Origin of the sequence: Sphingomonas sp. PSPC2-2 (genome assembly GCF_049897725.1) — a bacterium.
Lineage (GTDB): Bacteria > Pseudomonadota > Alphaproteobacteria > Sphingomonadales > Sphingomonadaceae > Sphingomonas.
This window is the reverse complement of record NZ_JAFCWU010000005.1, coordinates 104,929-121,075: the sequence shown is the minus strand read 5'-3', so window position 1 is coordinate 121,075 and position 16,147 is coordinate 104,929. Positions and strand designations below refer to the sequence as shown.

Below are 16,147 nucleotides of genomic sequence, written 5' to 3'. Positions count from 1 at the left end.
AGAGTGGATGGCGGTTCTACAAAATTCTCGCTTCCGTTCGCCCTGAGCCTGTCGAAGGGCCCCTCTCCCCACGCTCCGCGCTTGCGGCGGGCGGGGCTTCGACAGGCTCAGCCCGAACGGACCTGCCTTTAACCGGGACGCGCGACCTTACGCCCCAGCGCGCTTCAACGCTGCCTCGACGTCAGGCCAGGACACGCCCTCAACCTTCGTGCCGTTGAGGATGAAAGTCGGCGTGCCGGTCACGGTCGCGCCCTCGCCCTTGCTCATCAACCCGATGAGTTCGTCCAGCGCCTTGCTGTCGGCGATGCACGCGCGCGCCTTGGCTTCGGGAATGCCGCGCTGCTTCACGAAATCGACATAGCCGAGATAGTCGCCCCAGGCAGCGGCCGCCTGGCTCGGCGTCTTGCCCTGCAACGACGCCTGCAGCGCGTTGGCTGCGGCCTGATCGGCCAGCTTCGCCTCGAACTGCGGCTGCGCCATGTACATCGCTTCCAGCAGCGGGAAGAAGGTGCTCGGGTCAACGCAGCGCCCAAGCAGGCTCGGCGCGAAATCGGGCTGGCCGTGCACCAGATAGTCGCGGAATTCGTAGGACACCTTGCCGGTGGTGACGTACTTCTCGGTCAACGGCTTCTGCCCGGTCTGGCCGAACGCGCCGCAAGTCGGGCAGGTGCGCGATCCATATTCGACCAGCTTGATTGGCGCATCGGGGTTACCCATGCGATAGCCACCCTCGGGCGTCTTGGAGACCACTTCGGTCCAGTTTTGCCCGGCGGGTGCCGGCTTGGCCGCCACCGGCGCTGCGGCGACGCTGTTGCCGCCCGATGCCCCGCCACCGCCGCACGAAGCGAGCGAAACGGCAGCCAGCGCGGCGAACAGGATGCGAGGGTTCATCGAATAAGCTCCTTGGAGAAAACGCATTTTTACTTGGCAACGGCGGCGCGCACCAGCGGCTCCAGCGCCGCCCAGGTGAAGGTATTGGCTTGCGCCACGCCGTTGATGAGGAAGGTGGGGGTGCTGTTCACGGCATAGGCCTTGTTGGCCGCCGCGGCGCGCTGAGCGACCAGATCGACCGCCTTGGTGTCGGCCAGGCACGCAGCGGCCTTGGCCAGCGGCATACCCTTCTGCACCACCAGATCGGTATAGCCATAGAATTTGGCGAGATAGGCGGCGATCTCGGTCGGCTTGGCCCCCTGCAATTGCTGCTGCTTGTCGTCGGGCACCTGGTCGGGCCTGCCGACGAGCTTCTCCTGATTGGCCATCATCGCGTTCAACAGCGGGAAGAAGGCGCGCGTCGGCACGCAATGCCCGAGCAGGATCGGCCCGAGATCGAGCGCGCCATGAATGGGGAAGTCGCGGAATTCATAGCTCAATTGCCCGGTCGCGATGTAGCCGGTGCGCAGCGCGGGCAAACCGTCGGCGTCGAAATGCGCGCAATGCGGGCACGTGCGCGATCCAAATTCGACCAGCTTCACCTTGGCATTGGGATTGCCGATCCGCACCCCGCCCTCGGGCGTGGCGACGATCATGCTGGCCCAGGCGGTCTTGGCGGGCGCGCGATGCGCCCCAGCCGTCTTCGCCGGTGCGGCCTGCGCTGCGGAGCTTGTGCCAATCACAATGGCCATTGCCGCCAACACCAACCGCATTGTCATCCTTCACTCCCACCAACGATCGGCGCGCCACGCGTCGCCGCAACCCCTGCGGCCAGCGCTTCCAGCACCGCCTTCAATTCCGGATCGGCGATCGTGCGCAAGCTCGCGCCCAGTTCGACCGGCACCGGCCGCAGCGACGGCGGGGCCGCGCGCGGTGCCGGCGCCGGCACGTCGCCCTGGCGGATCTGCACGCGCACGATCGCCTCATAGCCAAAGAAGCGATTGACCCGCTCGACGATCTCGGGCGCGATATGCTGCATCATCGTCGCATGCGCGCCGCGCACGATCAGGCTCAGCGTGCCGCCGGTGCGTTGCCCATGCGGAAATTTGATCGATTCGGGGGCCGACACCCCGGCATAGCGCGTCCCGACAATCTCGCCCCAGCGGCTGACCACCGCGCCCTGGACGAAGCCGAACCGGCGGAACGCCGCGCGTCCGGCATCGGGCAACAGTTCGGCCACCGCGCGCGCGCGTCCGCCGCGCGGCTTTTCCGGCTCGGCGCGTTTGATCACAGGCTTGGCGGGATCGCGTTTGCTCATCCGCCCGTCCATGCCATAGCGATGCGGTGTCCGCCAAGCGTCCTTCCACCATCGCCGCCCGATTGCTCGCCTGGTATGATGCGCATGCCCGCGATCTGCCGTGGCGCGCGGCCCCCGGCAGCAACGCACCCGATCCCTACCGCGTGTGGCTGTCCGAAATCATGCTGCAACAGACCACGGTCGCGGCGGTGCGCCCGAAGTTCGAGGCGTTCGTCGCGCGCTGGCCCTCCGTGGAGGCGCTCGCCGCCGCGCCCGAGGCCGATCTGATGGCGGCCTGGGCCGGGCTTGGCTATTATGCCCGCGCCCGCAACCTCCACGCCTGCGCCCGCGCCGTCGCCGAGCGCAGCGCCTTCCCCGACACTGAGGAGGGTTTACGCGCCCTCCCCGGCGTCGGCGCCTATACCGCCGCCGCGATCGCCGCGATCGCCTTTGGCGCGCGCGCGGTGGTGGTCGATGCCAATGTCGCGCGCGTGGTCGCGCGGTTGTTCGCGATTGAACGCCCTTTGCCCGGCGCGATGCCCGATTTGCGCGACGCGACCGACCGCATCACCCCCGACACCCGCTCGGGCGATTTCGCCCAGGCGATGATGGATCTGGGGTCCTCGGTCTGCACGCCGCGCGCGCCGCGCTGCCTCGCTTGCCCCTTGGCCGAGGATTGCGCCGCCTATCGCGTGGGCAACCCGGAGGGCTTTCCCATCAAGCTCGCCAAGGCCGCCAAGCCGCAGCGCCACGGCACCATCTTCTGGGCCGAACAGGAGGGCCGCGTGTTGCTGATGCGGCGTCCACCGCGTGGGCTGCTCGGCGGTATGCGCGCGCTGCCGACCGGGCCGTGGGTGGAGTCTCCGCCTGCGCTCGCGGACCCGCCACTCGCGGCTGCCTGGCGGGTGTTGCCCGAAACGGTGTCGCACACCTTCACGCACTTCCGGCTTGAACTGGCGCTTGCGGTCGCGCGCGTGGATGGGCATGGGCCGATCGGAGAGTGGTGGGATGTGACCGGGATCGACTCGGCGGGCCTGCCGACTGTCTTCGCCAAGGCGGCAACGGCAATCAGGAGGGCACGATGGTAGCGACGCGGTTCAAGATGGCAGCGAGCGCCTTGCTCATCGCGGCAACCGGAACGGCGGTCGCGCGGCACGTCGTACATGCCCCCGTGGTGCTGCGCACCGCCCCGCGCCTCCCGCAAACGCAGGCGGTGTTTTCGGGCTATGTCGCGGCAAAGAAGATCCCCGGCGTGGTCGGCGTGATCGGCCGCGGCAATGCCCCGTTCGCGGTCGTTGCAGCGGGCCGGATCGGTGACGAACCCGGTGCTCCGCTCGCCGACAAGGACAGCCTGTGGCGCGTCTATTCGATGACCAAGCCGATCACCGCGATGGCGGCGATGATCCTGATCGAGGAAGGCAAGATGCGGCTCGACCAGCCGGTCAGCGACTTCATCCCCGCCTTCAAGACGATGCGCGTACAGGTCAGCCCGGATTCGCTCGACACGCGCGCGGCGACGCGCCCGATCACGATCCGCAACCTGCTGACGCACACCGCCGGGCTCGGTTACACGATCATCACCAAGGGGCCGTTGCTCAAGGCCTATGAAGATGCCGGCATCACCCCCTTCACCTCGGATGCCAAGACCGAGGCGCAGCTTCGCCTCAAGCGCCCGCCGACGCTGGAAGCCTTCGCCAACAAGGTCGCCACGCTGCCGCTGATCGCCGAACCCGGCACCAAATGGAGCTATTCGATCGGCCTCGACGTGATGGGCCGCGTGATCGAGGTCGCCTCGCACCAGCCGTTCGACCGCTTCCTGCAGACGCGCATCTTCACCCCGCTCAAGATGCGCTCGAGCTGGTTCACCGTGCCGGGGTCGGAGGCGCACCGTCTCGCCACCGGCTATTTCATCACCCCCAATGGGCGCACGCCGGTCGATCCGGGCGCGACCTCGGTCTATCTCAAGGCCCCGAGCTTCCCTTATGGCGGTGCCGGGCTGGTGACCTCGGCTTATGATTACGACCGCTTCCTGCACATGCTGCAAAATGGCGGGACACTGGACGGCGTGCGCATCCTGAAGCCCGCCACGGTCAAGCTCGCAATGTCCAACCTGCTGCCGAATGGGGTTGTCTATCCAGGCGCAGTTGCGGCGACCGGCGGCACCACCAACCCGCAGGGCTTTGGTGCGGGCGGCTCGGTCACGCTGCACGATACCCCCGGTGGTCCGGCCAAAGGCACTTATGGCTGGGGCGGCGCTGCCGGCACGATCGCCTGGGTCGATCCGGTCAATCAGTTCCGCGCGACGATCATGGTCAACTATCTGCCGGGCGATCGCTGGCCGCTGCGCGCCGATTCGACCAAGGCGGTCTATGCCGACCTCGCTCCGGTGCTGCCACACAAGTGAGCGCGGCGGCGATGCTGACACCCGGCTTTACCGGCGGCCTGCTCGACCGCGCCGATGCGCTGCGCCACGACGAAGCCGCGCTCGCCGCTGCCCGGAGCGACTGGCGCGCGCGGCTGCTCAAGCTCGAAAATTTCGAGCCTGAGCTCGATGATATGGGGATGCTTGGCTGGACAACGCTGGCCGATGCGCCCGACGATGCCGAGCTGGTGCTGCTCGGGCTCGACAATGGCCGCCCGCATTTCGCCGCCTATACGCCGGGGATGCGCGCACCCAAGGGCCGCTCGGCGCGGCTGTTCGGCCTGCTCGATCGCTTCGCGCCGGGCGAGGCGGCGACGTACGCCGCCGCGCGCAGCGTGCTCGACTGGCACAGCCGCCACCAATTCTGCGCCAATTGCGGGCACCAGACCGCGATGTTCCGCGCCGGTTGGGGGCGGAACTGCCCCAATTGCCATGCAGAACATTTCCCGCGCGTCGATCCGGTGGTGATCATGATCGCCGAGCATGACGGGCGCGCGCTGCTTGGTCGCCAGCCCGCTTTCCCGCCCGGCCGCTATTCGGCGCTGGCGGGCTTCCTCGAACCCGGCGAATCGATCGAAGAAGCGGTGGTGCGTGAAATCGCCGAGGAAGCAGGCGTGCGCGTGCACGACGTGCGCTATGTGGCCAGCCAGCCCTGGCCATTCCCGTCTTCGCTAATGGTCGCCTGCATCGGCATGGCCAAGGACGATACGATCACGCTCGACACCCATGAGCTGGAGGATGCGATCTGGGTCCCGCGCGACGTCGTTCGCGCGGTGCTGGCAGGGGAACCGGGGCCGTTCCTGCCGCCCCCGCCTTATGCCATCGCACACACGCTGTTGACGGCGTGGGCGGCGGGGTAAGCGGCAAACCGGGTCGAACGAGACTTACAGCTTCAGCCAGCCCTTGCGGTCGGCACAGAATAGCGGCGTGACAACGCCAAGCCCCGCCAGCACCCCAAAAGCGATCACCCACAAAACGCCGATCTGCGGGAAAGTGAGCGATGTCTCGCCCACTGACGGTGCGACAAAAACCCCAAGTACGATGGGGAAGATGTAGCCACAGAGCGTAGCCACCGCGAGCAGGACGTAAACGAAAACCCTCATTTCTGTTCTCCTTACGTTCAATGTCACACACTTCCGCGCGAGTCGCTACCCTTGCCGCTTCAGCTCAACACGCTGACCACCCGCCTCGTTTCAGGCATCGCGCGCGCATCCGGTCGCGCCGCCAGCGCGATCAGACGACGCGCCGCGAGCGTGGTGGCGTCGGCCTCGACGCTTTGTTCGAAGGCATCGCCTTCCAGTGTATAAGCGCGCTGCGCTGATTCCAGCACGGCACGGTCCTGCGCCAGAATTTCGGGCTCGGCCGAGGTCCAGATTGGCGGCTGCGCTGTCTCCACCGGCCCACGTTGCAACAACCAATGCTGGATGCAGCGCCCGGGCACGGTCGGCACATGGTGCAGCACCAGACGGAAGGCATCGCCGCCCGCCACCGTCACCCGATCGGGCAAATCGAAGCGCAAGTGCGTGCCCGGCCCGGTCACGGTCAGGCTGGCGGCGGTGCTTTCCACCTCATAGCGCGTCGGCAGCAACCCCACCGCCTGCACCCGGAACCATTGCGGATGCATATTGGGATGGGTGAAGGCCGCGTGACAAATGTCGAGATTGTTTTCGATCGGCAGGATCGCCTCGCACGCCAGCTCCATCGCGCCCTGCAGCCATTGAAACCGGTCGAATCCGTCAATCGCCAGCGGTGCGCCCTCCGGCTCATCGGCACCCGTCCACAGCCAGACATAGCCGTCCTGCTCCGCCACCGGATAGCGGCGGACGGGTGCGCTCTTGATCGTCTGATCCTCGCGCAAGGACGGAATATGGCGGCAGCGCCCGGCTCCATCGAACCGCCAGCCATGATAGGCACAGGCAATCGTCCCAGCGCTAACGGTGCCGAGCGACAGCGTCACACCGCGATGCGGGCAGCGATCGTGCAGCGCTTGGGGGCAGCCGTCGGCATCGCGAAACAGCACGATCGGCGCGCCGTGCAGCGTGATCGCGACCGGCGCATCGCGCAATTGCGTGCTCGCCACGCCGACATACCACGCGTCTTTCGGCAATGGGATACGATCCGCAACGGGAGCGGAAGGGAGGTTCATCGGGTACTGTCCTCGACGGGTTTGAAGAAACCGAGCCGCTGGCACGCGTCGAACACGCGTCGGCCATTGAAGGAGGCGAGCAACATCGCGCCGATGCTTCCCCAAGAAACCGCCGCGCGGATCGCGAGCGCCTGGGCCAGCGGAAACGCGCTCATGATCCACACGAACGCGCCTGCCCGCGCCACGAAATATAGCGCCCAAGCGAGCGTGAAGGCGCGGAAGAACTGCACCACCTCGGGGCGGTCCGCCGGAATATCGGGTTTGCGCTGCCGCGCGATGCGCAGCACCAGCGGCTCCTGCCCCGATGCGCCGACGAGAAACACGCCAGCCGTCAGCAGATTGAGGATCGCGCCTTCATAGCGGATCATGAACGGGGTCTGCGCCCATAGATCGATCGCCCCGAACACCAGCGCCGCGCCGTTCGCCAACAACCACAGGGGCGGGAAAGGACGCCGGGTCGCCAGCCGCCAACCGCCCTCGACGACAATAAACCCAAGCGCGACCGCGATGGCCGGCTTTATGCCGAAAGCGAGCAGCACCGCCCAATACAGAAGGAGCCCGCCAAAAGTGTGGAACACCGCCGCGAGAAAGGAGCGCAGACGCATCATTTCGAGTCTCCGTCACGGGCATGGGCGGCCATCGCTTCGCCCAGGAACAACCACCGCCGTCGATCGAGCGGTAGCGAAGCGGCGAGCGCCGGATCGGCAAAACCATCCTGCCAAAACTGCGTCAGCGCGGCGTGCAGGCCCCCGTCGTCACCCGTCATCCGCGCAATCAGCGCCGCCGCGCGCGCGCCCAGCGCCCGTGCCTGTGGCGTGTCGGGCGTGCCATCGACGAGCGTGTCGAGCTCGGCATAGAGCTCCGCCCATTCCGCCGCGATGGTTGGCGCGACTTCGGCCAGGCGGCGTTGCTGAGCGGGGGTGAAAACGCGCGCGCCGAGCGCCTCCAGCGCCGGGGTCCAGCGCAGCCGCAACGGCTCGGCGCGCGCGAGTTCGGCCAGCGCCGCAGCATCGATGGTGCCGCCGGCGCGCAGCTTGCGACGGGCATGGGCGATCAGGATCAGCGAATCCTCGACCCGGTTGCGTTGATCGATCAGCGCCTGTTCCTGCAGGTCGAGCACCGCCGCCACATCGGGCGCGCCCTCGTCGAGCAACGCGCCGATCCGCGCGATCGTCAGGCCGAATCGGCGCAGCAGCAGGATAACGTGCAGGCGCTCGCACTCGGCCTGGCCGTAGGTGCGCCAGCCATGCACATCGCGCACCGGCGCGAGCAAGCCGGCGGACTCATAAAGCCGCAGCGTCTTGATGGTGATGCCAAAGCGCCGGGCGACGTCGGCGGCACCGTCGGGAAACTGGGCGGAAGGGCGCTTGAGTCGGGTCATGCGCCAGGTTGTACGGTCGCCCCTTGGGGACGACGCAAGCGGATTGTCCGCGCCCCCCGCTTTACCCGCGCGCGCGCGCCTGACGATAGGTGCCGAGCACGCGCACCCATTTCGAATGGAACGCCAATTCGGCCAGCGCACGGCCAAGGCCGGGGTCGCTCGGGCGTCCCTCGACATCGGCATAGAATTCGGTCGCGGCAAAGCTGCCGCCGCGCTGATAGCTTTCCAGCTTGGTCATGTTGACGCCGTTGGTCGCGAAACCACCCATCGCCTTGTACAAAGCGGCGGGCACGTTGTTCACTTCGAAGATCAGCGTGGTCATCCACGGACCGTCGCCAACCGGTTCCTGCCCTTCGCGTGCCAGCACCACGAAGCGCGTGGTGTTATGTTCGGCATCCGCGATATCGCTGGCCAAGGTGTCCAGCCCGTACAGCGCCGCCGCGCCCGGCGGGGCAAGCGCCGCCAGCGCCGGGTCGCGGCGCTCCGCCACCAGCGCCGCCGCGCCTGCGGTGTCGGGATAGGCGACGGGGGCAATGCCGTGATCGCGCAGCCACAACCGGCATTGGCCGAGTGCCTGCGGATGGCTCATCGCCTCGCGTACGCCCGACAACGGCCCGGTGCCCATCAGGGCATAGCGAATACCGAGAAAATGCTCTCCGGTGATGACCAGCCCCGATTCGGGCAGCAGGAAATGCATGTCGGCGACACGGCCATGCAGCGAATTTTCGATCGGAATCATCGCGCAATCGGCGCGAAAATCGCGCACCGCATCGATCGCATCGGCAAAATCAAAGCACGGCAGCGGCAGCCCATCCGGGAACGCCTCGCGCGCGGCGATATGCGAATTCGCGCCGGGGGCACCCTGAAAAGCGACGGTGCGGGCGGGATCGATGGCGGCGGCAGCGGTCATCTCGGCGACGAGCGCGCGGGCGGGTTCGGGGAAATTTTCCATGGGTGCCGGGCGGTACTGCGCTCGTCGTCGCGCTGCAAGCCATCGCCACCCCGCCCGCCAACGGCGCTTGCGATGCACGCCGCGCGAATCTATGGGTTGGGCGACTTCGTGGCTCTAACAGGGGCCGTCCCGCGGCAGAAGGTTTAGGACGAGACATGGACAACCGGACCAATACGATCGCTGGCTGGGTTTTGGGCTCCATGGGCGTCGCGCTTGCGCTCGGCATCGCCGGAAATATGATCGTCCATCCGATCAAGGCCGAAAAGGCCGGCTATCCGATCGAGGGCGGCGCGGAAGAAGGTGCCGGAGCGGCTGCCGCCGACAAGCCGATCGCCGAATTGCTGGCCACGGCGGACACTGCGCACGGTGCCGAAGTGTTCAAGAAATGCTCCGCTTGCCACACGATCGCCCAGGGCGGTGCCAATGGCATCGGCCCGAACCTGTGGGCGACCGTGGGGGAAGCGATCGCGCAGGGTAAAGCGGGTTACGCCTTTTCCGATGCGCTGAAGACCGCAGGCGCTGGCAAGAAATGGGATTTCGAAGAGCTCAACAAATGGCTCACCAGCCCGCGCGCCTTTGCGGCGGGCACCAAGATGACCTTTGCCGGGTTGACCAGCGGCAAGGACCGCGCGGACGTGATCGCCTATCTCAACACGCAAGGCTCCAACCTGCCACTGCCAGCAGCTGCGCCCGCCGCGACCGAAGCCAAGGCACCGCCCGCCGCTGGCGCGGCTGATCCCGGTGGCAAGGCGTCGCCTGCCGCAGCCGATCTGGGCAACGCCACCGTGCCTGCCGCAGCCGGGGCGGAACCGGCCAAGAAATGATATGATCTGCGCCCCCCGGGTCCAACCCCAGGGGGCGGCGGGCTCAGTCCTTGTCGCGGTAAAACGCCTTCACCACGTCCCACCCCTCCTGGGCGGTTTCGACGAAGGTGAAGATCTTGAGGTCCTTGGCCGAGACCACGCCTTCTTCGACCAGCGCCTCGAAATTGACGACGCGGTTCCAGAATTCGCGACCATAGAGCAGCACCGGGATCGGCGCGATCTTGCCGGTCTGGATCAGCGTCAGCAACTCGAACAGTTCGTCGAACGTGCCGAACCCGCCCGGAAACGCCGCCAGTGCGCGCGCGTGCAGCAGGAAGTGCATCTTGCGCAGCGCGAAATAGTGGAACTGCATCGACAGCGCCGGGGTGACATAGGGGTTGGGCGCTTGCTCATGCGGCAGCACGATGTTGAGCCCGATCGATTCGTGCCCGCAATCTGCCGCACCGCGGTTCGCCGCTTCCATGATCGACGGGCCACCGCCCGAACAGACCACGAAGTGCCGCTTGCCATCGGTATCGACCGGGAAGCTGCTCGCCAGCCGCCCGAGCTCGCGCGCCACGTCATAATATTTGGACTTGGCGACCAGCCGCTCGGCAATGCGGATCGCTTGCTCGCGGTCGCCTTCGGCGGCGTGCGCGATCTCGAGTAAAGCCTGCGCCTTGGCCGGTTCGGGAATGCGCGCCGATCCATACATCACGAAGGTCGAGGCGATATTGGCCTCGTCCATGATGAGCTGGGGCTTCAGCAGTTCGAGCTGGAAGCGCACCGGGCGCAAATCCTCGCGCAACAGGAAATCCATGTCCTGAAAGGCGAGGCGATAGGCCGGGTTCTCGGTCTGCGGCGTGCTGACCGCCGTCTTGGCAGTTTCGGCATCCTGCCGCGCGCGAGGAAAGACCCGCGACGGCACGTGCGTATCGCGCGCATCGGACTCGTGGACGAGCGAGTCTTGGGCTGGGGCGTCCGGGTTCGGAGTGTCGTTCATCCACCGCCCCTAAGCCACTGCGCCGCGAATTTGAAGCCTAGCGGCAAAACCCGGCATGATCGTCTTCCAGATGCAGATGGTTGTAATGCACCGCATTGTAATCCGGGCTCAGCACCGTGCCGAAGCGCTTGCACGCCGACGCGCGGATCGTGCGCAGGAACGCGCGTGCTTGCGCATCGCCACCATTCCAGTTCTGCTGGATGGTGATGCGGTGGCCATCTTTCAGCACGAAGCCCGATATATCGACTGCATTGGCGGTCGCGTGGCCCGACAAGCGCCCGCCAGCGCCCGGCGCACCGACCACGGCGCGACACGCATAGCTGCCCATGCTTTCGATCCGCACCAGATCGCTGCCCAGCATCTGCCGCGCCGCCGGGGCCACGGCATAATCGACCCACGCAGTGAAGTTGCGCGCGAGGCCACAGCGCATGGCCTTGAGGTTGGTGACCGGCACGCCGATGTCGATCAGTTGCAGTGTCCCGATCAACCGACAGCCGCCCCCATAGTCGCGATCCGGCAAGGGCGAGAAGCGCACATCTTCGCGCGAGAGGTCGGCGTAGCAAGCCTGCGTCTCGCGGCTGGTCGGCAAGGCGAGCGTCACCGGCCTGGCCCCGCGCGGGCGTGGCGGGGGGCGGCGGTCCTGCCCACCGCCGGCCATGCAGCCGGCGAGCAGGAGCAAGAAAAGAAGGGCGGCGCGTTTCACCCTCTTTCTATAGCCCACGCGACTCGCGAAGGGATAGCGAAGCTGCGCGGTCGCGGCAGAGAGATGTCGTGGCGTGGCAAGCGGATCACGGGTTGACCGCCGGGTGAAACTGTCTAGGGCGGTCGACGGGCCACGCGGTCCCAACGCCGCGCGTGCTCTCTGTAAGGAGAGACTACATGACTGACCTTCCTGCGCGTCCCGCGCATCTGCCTGCACGCCCGTATTTTTCCTCGGGCCCGTGCGCCAAGCCTCCGGGCTGGACCCCCGCCAATCTTGCCACCGAATCGCTGGGGCGCTCGCACCGCTCGAAGATCGGCAAGGCGCGGCTGCAATATTCCATCGATCTGATGCGCGAGTTGTTGAAGCTCCCCGCCACGCACCGCATCGGCATCGTCCCCGGTTCCGACACCGGCGCGTTCGAAATGGCGATGTGGACGATGCTGGGCGCAAAGCCCGTCACCGCGCTCGCCTGGGAAAGCTTTGGCGAAGGCTGGGTGACCGACGCGGTCAAGCAACTCAAGATCGACCCCACCGTCCTGCGCGCCGATTATGGCCAATTGCCCGATCTGAACGCGGTCGACTGGTCGAACGACGTTTTGTTCACCTGGAACGGCACCACTTCGGGCGTGCGCGTACCGAATGCCGACTGGATCCCTGGGACCCGCGAGGGCCTCAGCTTCGCCGACGCGACCAGCGCGGTGTTCGCGTACGACATTGACTGGGCGAAGATCGACGTCGCCACCTTCTCCTGGCAGAAGGTGCTGGGCGGCGAAGGCGCGCACGGCGTGCTGATCCTGGGGCCGCGCGCGGTCGAACGGCTCGAAAGCTACACCCCCGCCTGGCCGCTCCCCAAGGTGTTCCGCCTGGTCTCCAAGGGCAAGCTCACCGAAGGCGTGTTCAAGGGCGAGACGATCAACACCCCCTCGATGCTCGCCGTCGAAGACGCCATCGCCGCGCTCGAATGGGCGAAGACCGTCGGCGGCGCCGAAGGCCTGATCGCCCGCAGCGACGCCAATGCCGCAGCACTCGATAAGATCGTAGCCGACCGCTCGTGGCTCGGCCATCTCGCCGCCGATCCGGCGTCACGCTCCAGGACCAGCGTCTGCCTGACGGTCGAGGGTGCCGACGAAGCCTTCATCAAGGCCTTCGCCGGTCTGCTCGAAAAAGAGCATGCCGCGTATGACATCGCCGGTTACCGCGATGCCCCGGCGGGCTTGCGCATCTGGTGCGGCGCGACCGTCGACACCGCCGACATCGTCGCGCTCGGGCCATGGCTCGACTGGGCCTATGCGAGCGTGAAGAACTAGTCTCCGTCATTCCCGCGAAGGCGGGAATCCATAATCCCGACGTCCATACCCGATCCGCAACGCCAGCCCATATGGATCCCCGCCTGCGCGGGGATGACGCTGGTTGAGATGACGGACGCGAAAACGAAGGAAGTCCCCATGCCTAAAGTGCTTATTTCCGACAAAATGGACCCCAAAGCGGCGCAAATCTTCCGCGAACGCGGCGTCGAGGTCGATGAAATCACCGGCAAGACCCCGGAAGAACTGATCGCGATCATCGGCGATTATGATGGTCTGGCGATCCGCAGCTCGACCAAGGTGACCAAGGCGATCCTAGCCGCCGCGACCAATTTGAAGGTCATTGGCCGCGCCGGGATCGGCGTGGATAATGTCGATATTCCAGCGGCGTCTGCGCAGGGCGTGGTGGTCATGAACACCCCCTTCGGCAACTCCATCACCACCGCCGAACATGCGATCGCCCTCATGTTCGCGCTCGCCCGCCAATTGCCCGAGGCCGACGCCTCGACCCAGGCCGGCAAGTGGGAAAAGAACCGCTTCATGGGCGTGGAATTAACCAGCAAAACCTTGGGGTTAATCGGTGCCGGCAACATCGGCTCGATCGTCGCAGACCGCGCCCGCGGGCTGAAGATGAAGGTCATCGCCTTCGATCCCTTCCTGAGCCCCGAACGTGCGCTCGAACTCGGCATCGAAAAGGTCGAATTGGACGACCTCCTCGCCCGCGCCGATTTCATCACGCTGCACACCCCGCTCACCGACCAGACCCGCAACATCCTCTCGGCCGAGGCGCTGGCCAAGACCAAGAAGGGCGTGCGCATCGTCAATTGCGCGCGCGGCGGGTTAATCGACGAAGCCGCGCTCAAGGCCGGGCTCGATTCGGGTCATATCGGTGGTGCAGCCCTCGACGTGTTCGTCGAGGAACCGGCCAAGGCATCGCCCCTGTTCGGCACCCCCAACTTCGTCTCGACCCCGCACCTCGGCGCATCGACGACCGAAGCGCAGGTCAATGTCGCGATCCAAGTCGCTGAACAAATGGCCGATTTCCTCGTCGCGGGCGGCGTCACCAACGCGCTCAACATGCCGAGCCTGTCGGCCGAGGAAGCCCCGCGCCTCAAGCCGTACATGGCGCTGGCCGAAAAGCTCGGCAGCCTGGTCGGGCAGCTAACCCACGGCGCGATCGCGCGCATCTCGGTCCATGCCGAGGGTGCCGCTGCCGAGCTCAACCAGAAGCCGATCGTCGCCGCCGTGCTGGCCGGGTTCCTGCGCACGCAGACCGACACCGTCAACATGGTCAACGCGCCCTTGCTCGCCAAGGAACGCGGCATCGAAGTGCGCGAAGTCCGCACCGAGCGCGAGGGCGATTACCACACGCTGCTGCGCGTCTCGGTCAAGACCGATGCGGGCGAGCGTTCGGTCGCCGGCACGCTGTTCGGCGATTCGGCCCCGCGCGTGGTCGAACTGTTCGGCATCAAGGTCGAGGCCGATCTCGCCGGCCACATGCTGTATGTCGTCAACGAGGACGCGCCGGGCTTCATCGGACGTCTCGGCACCTTGCTCGGCACGGCGGGCGTCAACATCGGCACCTTCCACCTCGGTCGCCGCTCGGCCGGTGGCGAGGCGGTGCTGCTGCTGTCGATCGACGATGCGGTGACGCCGGAGCTGCTCGCGCAAATCCGCGCCCTGCCCGGCGTGAAGACCGCGATGGGCTTGGCGTTCTGATCTGCTACTTAAGCCCTCTCCCCCTTGGGGAGAGGGTTTGGGAGAGGGGCAGTGCCAAAAACGGACGAAGCGTTACTCGCACGCGCAAAAGCCATGCGCAGCGAAATGACACAGCCCGAGCGCGAACTCTGGACCGCTCTGCGTGCCAAGCGCTTCGCTGACACCAAGTTCTCGCGCCAAGTCGTCATTCCCCCCTACATCGCCGATTTCGCAGCCCGCACGCACAAGCTGGTGATCGAGCTTGACGGCGACACGCACGCAGGCAACGAGCAGCGCGACGCCCGCAGAACGGCGTGGTTGGAAGAGCAAGGCTATCGCGTGATCAGGTTTAATAACACCGATGTGATGGGGAATCTGGAGGGCGTTCTGCTCTCTATCGAGGTTGCGCTTGCGACGGCCCCTCTCCCAACCCTCTCCCCGAAGGGGAGAGGGCTACCCGCATGACCACCGCCCTCCTCCCGACCGGTTTCCGCGACCGGCTCCCGCCCTTCGCCGACGCTGCCGCGCGCCTCGAAGCCGCTGCGCTCGCCGCGGCTTATGCCTATGGCTATGAACGTGCCGACCCCGCCCTCGCCGAGTTCGAGGCCGGTCTCGCCGGTCGCCTGAAGGCCGCGCGCGCGCAGGATGCGGTGCGCTTCGTCGATCCGGTCAGCCAGGCGACGCTCGCGATCCGCCCCGACATGACCGCGCAGATCGGCCGCATCGCCGCGACCCGCATGGGCCACCACCCGCGCCCGGTGCGGCTGTCCTATGCCGGCCCCGTGCTGAAACTGCGGGCCTCGCAACTCGCCCCCGAACGTGAATTGCGCCAGATCGGCTGCGAGTTGATCGGCCTCGATACCGTGGCGGCGGCGCGCGAAGTGGTCGAAGTTGCGGTCGCCGCGCTGGAGGCCGCAGGCGTCAGCGACATCTCGATCGACTTCACCCTGCCCGACCTGATCGACGTCCTCGCCAACGGCCCCTTCCCGATCGACGCCCCCCAGATCAATGCGCTGCGCGACCGGCTCGACGCCAAGGATGCGGGCGGCGTCGCCGCGATCGCCCCCGCCTATCTCCCGCTGATCGAGGCGGCAGGCCCCTTCGAAACCGCGCACGCCCGGCTCTGCGCGTTCGATGCGGGGGGCGCGCTGACCTCGCGACTCGATGCCTTGTGGAAAATCGCCGAGGGCCTGCAAGGCCGCGTCGCGCTCACGCTCGACCCGACCGAGCGCCACGGCTTCGAATATCAAAGCTGGCTCGGCTTCTCGATTTTCGCGCGCGGCGTGCGCGGCGAAATCGGGCGCGGCGGCACCTATACGATCATGCACGAAGGCGGTGCCGAGGAATCGGCGGTCGGCTTTTCGCTCTACGCCGACGCCATTGTCGCGGCCGGGCTGGCCGAGGTCGACCGTCGCCGCCTGTTCGTCCCGCTCGGCACCGATCCGGCGGTAGCCGCCGCCATGCGCGCGGCGGGCTGGGTCACCGTCGCGGCGCTCGAGGCAGGCGACACGCCCAAGGCGCAATTGTGCACGCACGTACTGGCGGAAGGCGAAGCGCGGGCGGTCTAG

The 16,147-nt window shown here is 66.8% G+C and carries 18 protein-coding genes; 8 read left to right on the top strand and 10 right to left on the bottom strand.

All coding sequences use genetic code 11. The features are described from left to right. Window positions 1–147: 147 nt before the first annotated feature. Genes ACP7BY_RS10850 through ACP7BY_RS10840 form a run of 3 tightly spaced genes read right to left on the bottom strand, consistent with a single transcriptional unit; the run spans window position 148 to window position 2,200 of the window. Window positions 148–891, bottom strand: a complete 744-nt coding sequence (locus tag ACP7BY_RS10850; RefSeq protein ID WP_033967296.1) for a thioredoxin domain-containing protein — start codon at window positions 889–891, stop codon at window positions 148–150. 29 nt (window positions 892–920) lie between these two features. After that, a complete protein-coding gene (locus tag ACP7BY_RS10845; RefSeq protein WP_033967295.1) occupies window positions 921–1,649 on the bottom strand; it encodes a thioredoxin domain-containing protein in 729 nt (242 codons plus the stop codon). Next, complete coding sequence (locus ACP7BY_RS10840; protein WP_137902979.1) at window positions 1,646–2,200, bottom strand: DUF721 domain-containing protein; 555 nt, start codon at window positions 2,198–2,200, stop codon at window positions 1,646–1,648. Before ACP7BY_RS10840 ends, ACP7BY_RS10845 begins: the two co-directional genes overlap by 4 nt. A gap of 14 nt (window positions 2,201–2,214) precedes the next feature. Here ACP7BY_RS10840 and ACP7BY_RS10835 point away from each other — a divergent pair, with 14 nt between their 5' ends. Genes ACP7BY_RS10835 through nudC form a run of 3 tightly spaced genes read left to right on the top strand, consistent with a single transcriptional unit; the run spans window position 2,215 to window position 5,449 of the window. Further along, on the top strand, window positions 2,215–3,255 hold the full coding sequence (locus tag ACP7BY_RS10835) for an A/G-specific adenine glycosylase (protein WP_171010554.1): 1,041 nt from the start codon (window positions 2,215–2,217) through the stop codon (window positions 3,253–3,255). Beyond that, a complete protein-coding gene (locus ACP7BY_RS10830) occupies window positions 3,249–4,571 on the top strand; it encodes a serine hydrolase domain-containing protein (RefSeq protein ID WP_137902978.1) in 1,323 nt (440 codons plus the stop codon). Before ACP7BY_RS10835 ends, ACP7BY_RS10830 begins: the two co-directional genes overlap by 7 nt. An 11-nt stretch (window positions 4,572–4,582) precedes the next feature. Next, window positions 4,583–5,449: an NAD(+) diphosphatase gene (gene nudC, locus ACP7BY_RS10825; RefSeq protein WP_033966541.1), complete on the top strand. Its 867-nt coding sequence runs from the start codon at window positions 4,583–4,585 to the stop codon at window positions 5,447–5,449. Window positions 5,450–5,473: 24 nt separating this feature from the next. Here nudC and ACP7BY_RS10820 read toward each other — a convergent pair whose 3' ends face one another. The 5 genes from ACP7BY_RS10820 to ACP7BY_RS10800 all read right to left on the bottom strand — a co-directional run bounded on the left by ACP7BY_RS10820 (window position 5,474) and on the right by ACP7BY_RS10800 (window position 9,068). After that, the gene (locus ACP7BY_RS10820) at window positions 5,474–5,692 is read right to left on the bottom strand and encodes a hypothetical protein (RefSeq protein WP_137902977.1); all 219 of its coding nucleotides are present in this window, start codon (window positions 5,690–5,692) and stop codon (window positions 5,474–5,476) included. Between the two features lie 59 nt (window positions 5,693–5,751). Beyond that, complete coding sequence (locus ACP7BY_RS10815; protein WP_081988820.1) at window positions 5,752–6,735, bottom strand: aromatic ring-hydroxylating dioxygenase subunit alpha; 984 nt, start codon at window positions 6,733–6,735, stop codon at window positions 5,752–5,754. Beyond that, window positions 6,732–7,343 carry a septation protein IspZ gene (locus ACP7BY_RS10810; protein ID WP_033966539.1) on the bottom strand — a complete coding sequence of 204 codons (612 nt, stop codon included), beginning with the start codon at window positions 7,341–7,343 and terminating at the stop codon, window positions 6,732–6,734. Before ACP7BY_RS10810 ends, ACP7BY_RS10815 begins: the two co-directional genes overlap by 4 nt. Next, the gene (locus tag ACP7BY_RS10805; protein ID WP_171010553.1) at window positions 7,340–8,116 is read right to left on the bottom strand and encodes a MerR family transcriptional regulator; all 777 of its coding nucleotides are present in this window, start codon (window positions 8,114–8,116) and stop codon (window positions 7,340–7,342) included. Before ACP7BY_RS10805 ends, ACP7BY_RS10810 begins: the two co-directional genes overlap by 4 nt. 61 nt (window positions 8,117–8,177) lie before the next feature. After that, window positions 8,178–9,068: a prephenate dehydratase gene (locus ACP7BY_RS10800; RefSeq protein WP_126845573.1), complete on the bottom strand. Its 891-nt coding sequence runs from the start codon at window positions 9,066–9,068 to the stop codon at window positions 8,178–8,180. A 155-nt stretch (window positions 9,069–9,223) separates the two neighbouring features. Between ACP7BY_RS10800 and ACP7BY_RS10795 the strand changes: the two genes are divergently transcribed. Next, window positions 9,224–9,892 carry a c-type cytochrome gene (locus tag ACP7BY_RS10795; protein ID WP_033966100.1) on the top strand — a complete coding sequence of 223 codons (669 nt, stop codon included), beginning with the start codon at window positions 9,224–9,226 and terminating at the stop codon, window positions 9,890–9,892. Window positions 9,893–9,935: 43 nt separating this feature from the next. On the opposite strand, the gene ACP7BY_RS10790 is transcribed toward ACP7BY_RS10795, so the two are convergent. Both ACP7BY_RS10790 and ACP7BY_RS10785 read right to left on the bottom strand, forming a co-directional pair. Continuing rightward, on the bottom strand, window positions 9,936–10,874 hold the full coding sequence (locus ACP7BY_RS10790; RefSeq protein WP_231565242.1) for a TIGR00730 family Rossman fold protein: 939 nt from the start codon (window positions 10,872–10,874) through the stop codon (window positions 9,936–9,938). A gap of 37 nt (window positions 10,875–10,911) precedes the next feature. Beyond that, window positions 10,912–11,532 (bottom strand): extensin family protein, encoded by a 621-nt coding sequence (locus ACP7BY_RS10785; protein ID WP_052192447.1) that lies wholly within the window; start codon window positions 11,530–11,532, stop codon window positions 10,912–10,914. Window positions 11,533–11,753: 221 nt separating this feature from the next. Between ACP7BY_RS10785 and ACP7BY_RS10780 the strand changes: the two genes are divergently transcribed. From ACP7BY_RS10780 to ACP7BY_RS10765, 4 genes are all read left to right on the top strand, one after another. Then, complete coding sequence (locus ACP7BY_RS10780) at window positions 11,754–12,884, top strand: phosphoserine transaminase (protein WP_137902975.1); 1,131 nt, start codon at window positions 11,754–11,756, stop codon at window positions 12,882–12,884. A 138-nt stretch (window positions 12,885–13,022) separates the two neighbouring features. Next, complete coding sequence (gene serA / locus ACP7BY_RS10775) at window positions 13,023–14,600, top strand: phosphoglycerate dehydrogenase (RefSeq protein ID WP_033966102.1); 1,578 nt, start codon at window positions 13,023–13,025, stop codon at window positions 14,598–14,600. 51 nt (window positions 14,601–14,651) lie between these two features. Then, on the top strand, window positions 14,652–15,044 hold the full coding sequence (locus tag ACP7BY_RS10770; protein ID WP_137902974.1) for an endonuclease domain-containing protein: 393 nt from the start codon (window positions 14,652–14,654) through the stop codon (window positions 15,042–15,044). Next, window positions 15,041–16,147 (top strand): ATP phosphoribosyltransferase regulatory subunit, encoded by a 1,107-nt coding sequence (locus tag ACP7BY_RS10765; protein ID WP_137902973.1) that lies wholly within the window; start codon window positions 15,041–15,043, stop codon window positions 16,145–16,147. The genes ACP7BY_RS10770 and ACP7BY_RS10765 overlap by 4 nt, the downstream gene beginning before the upstream one ends.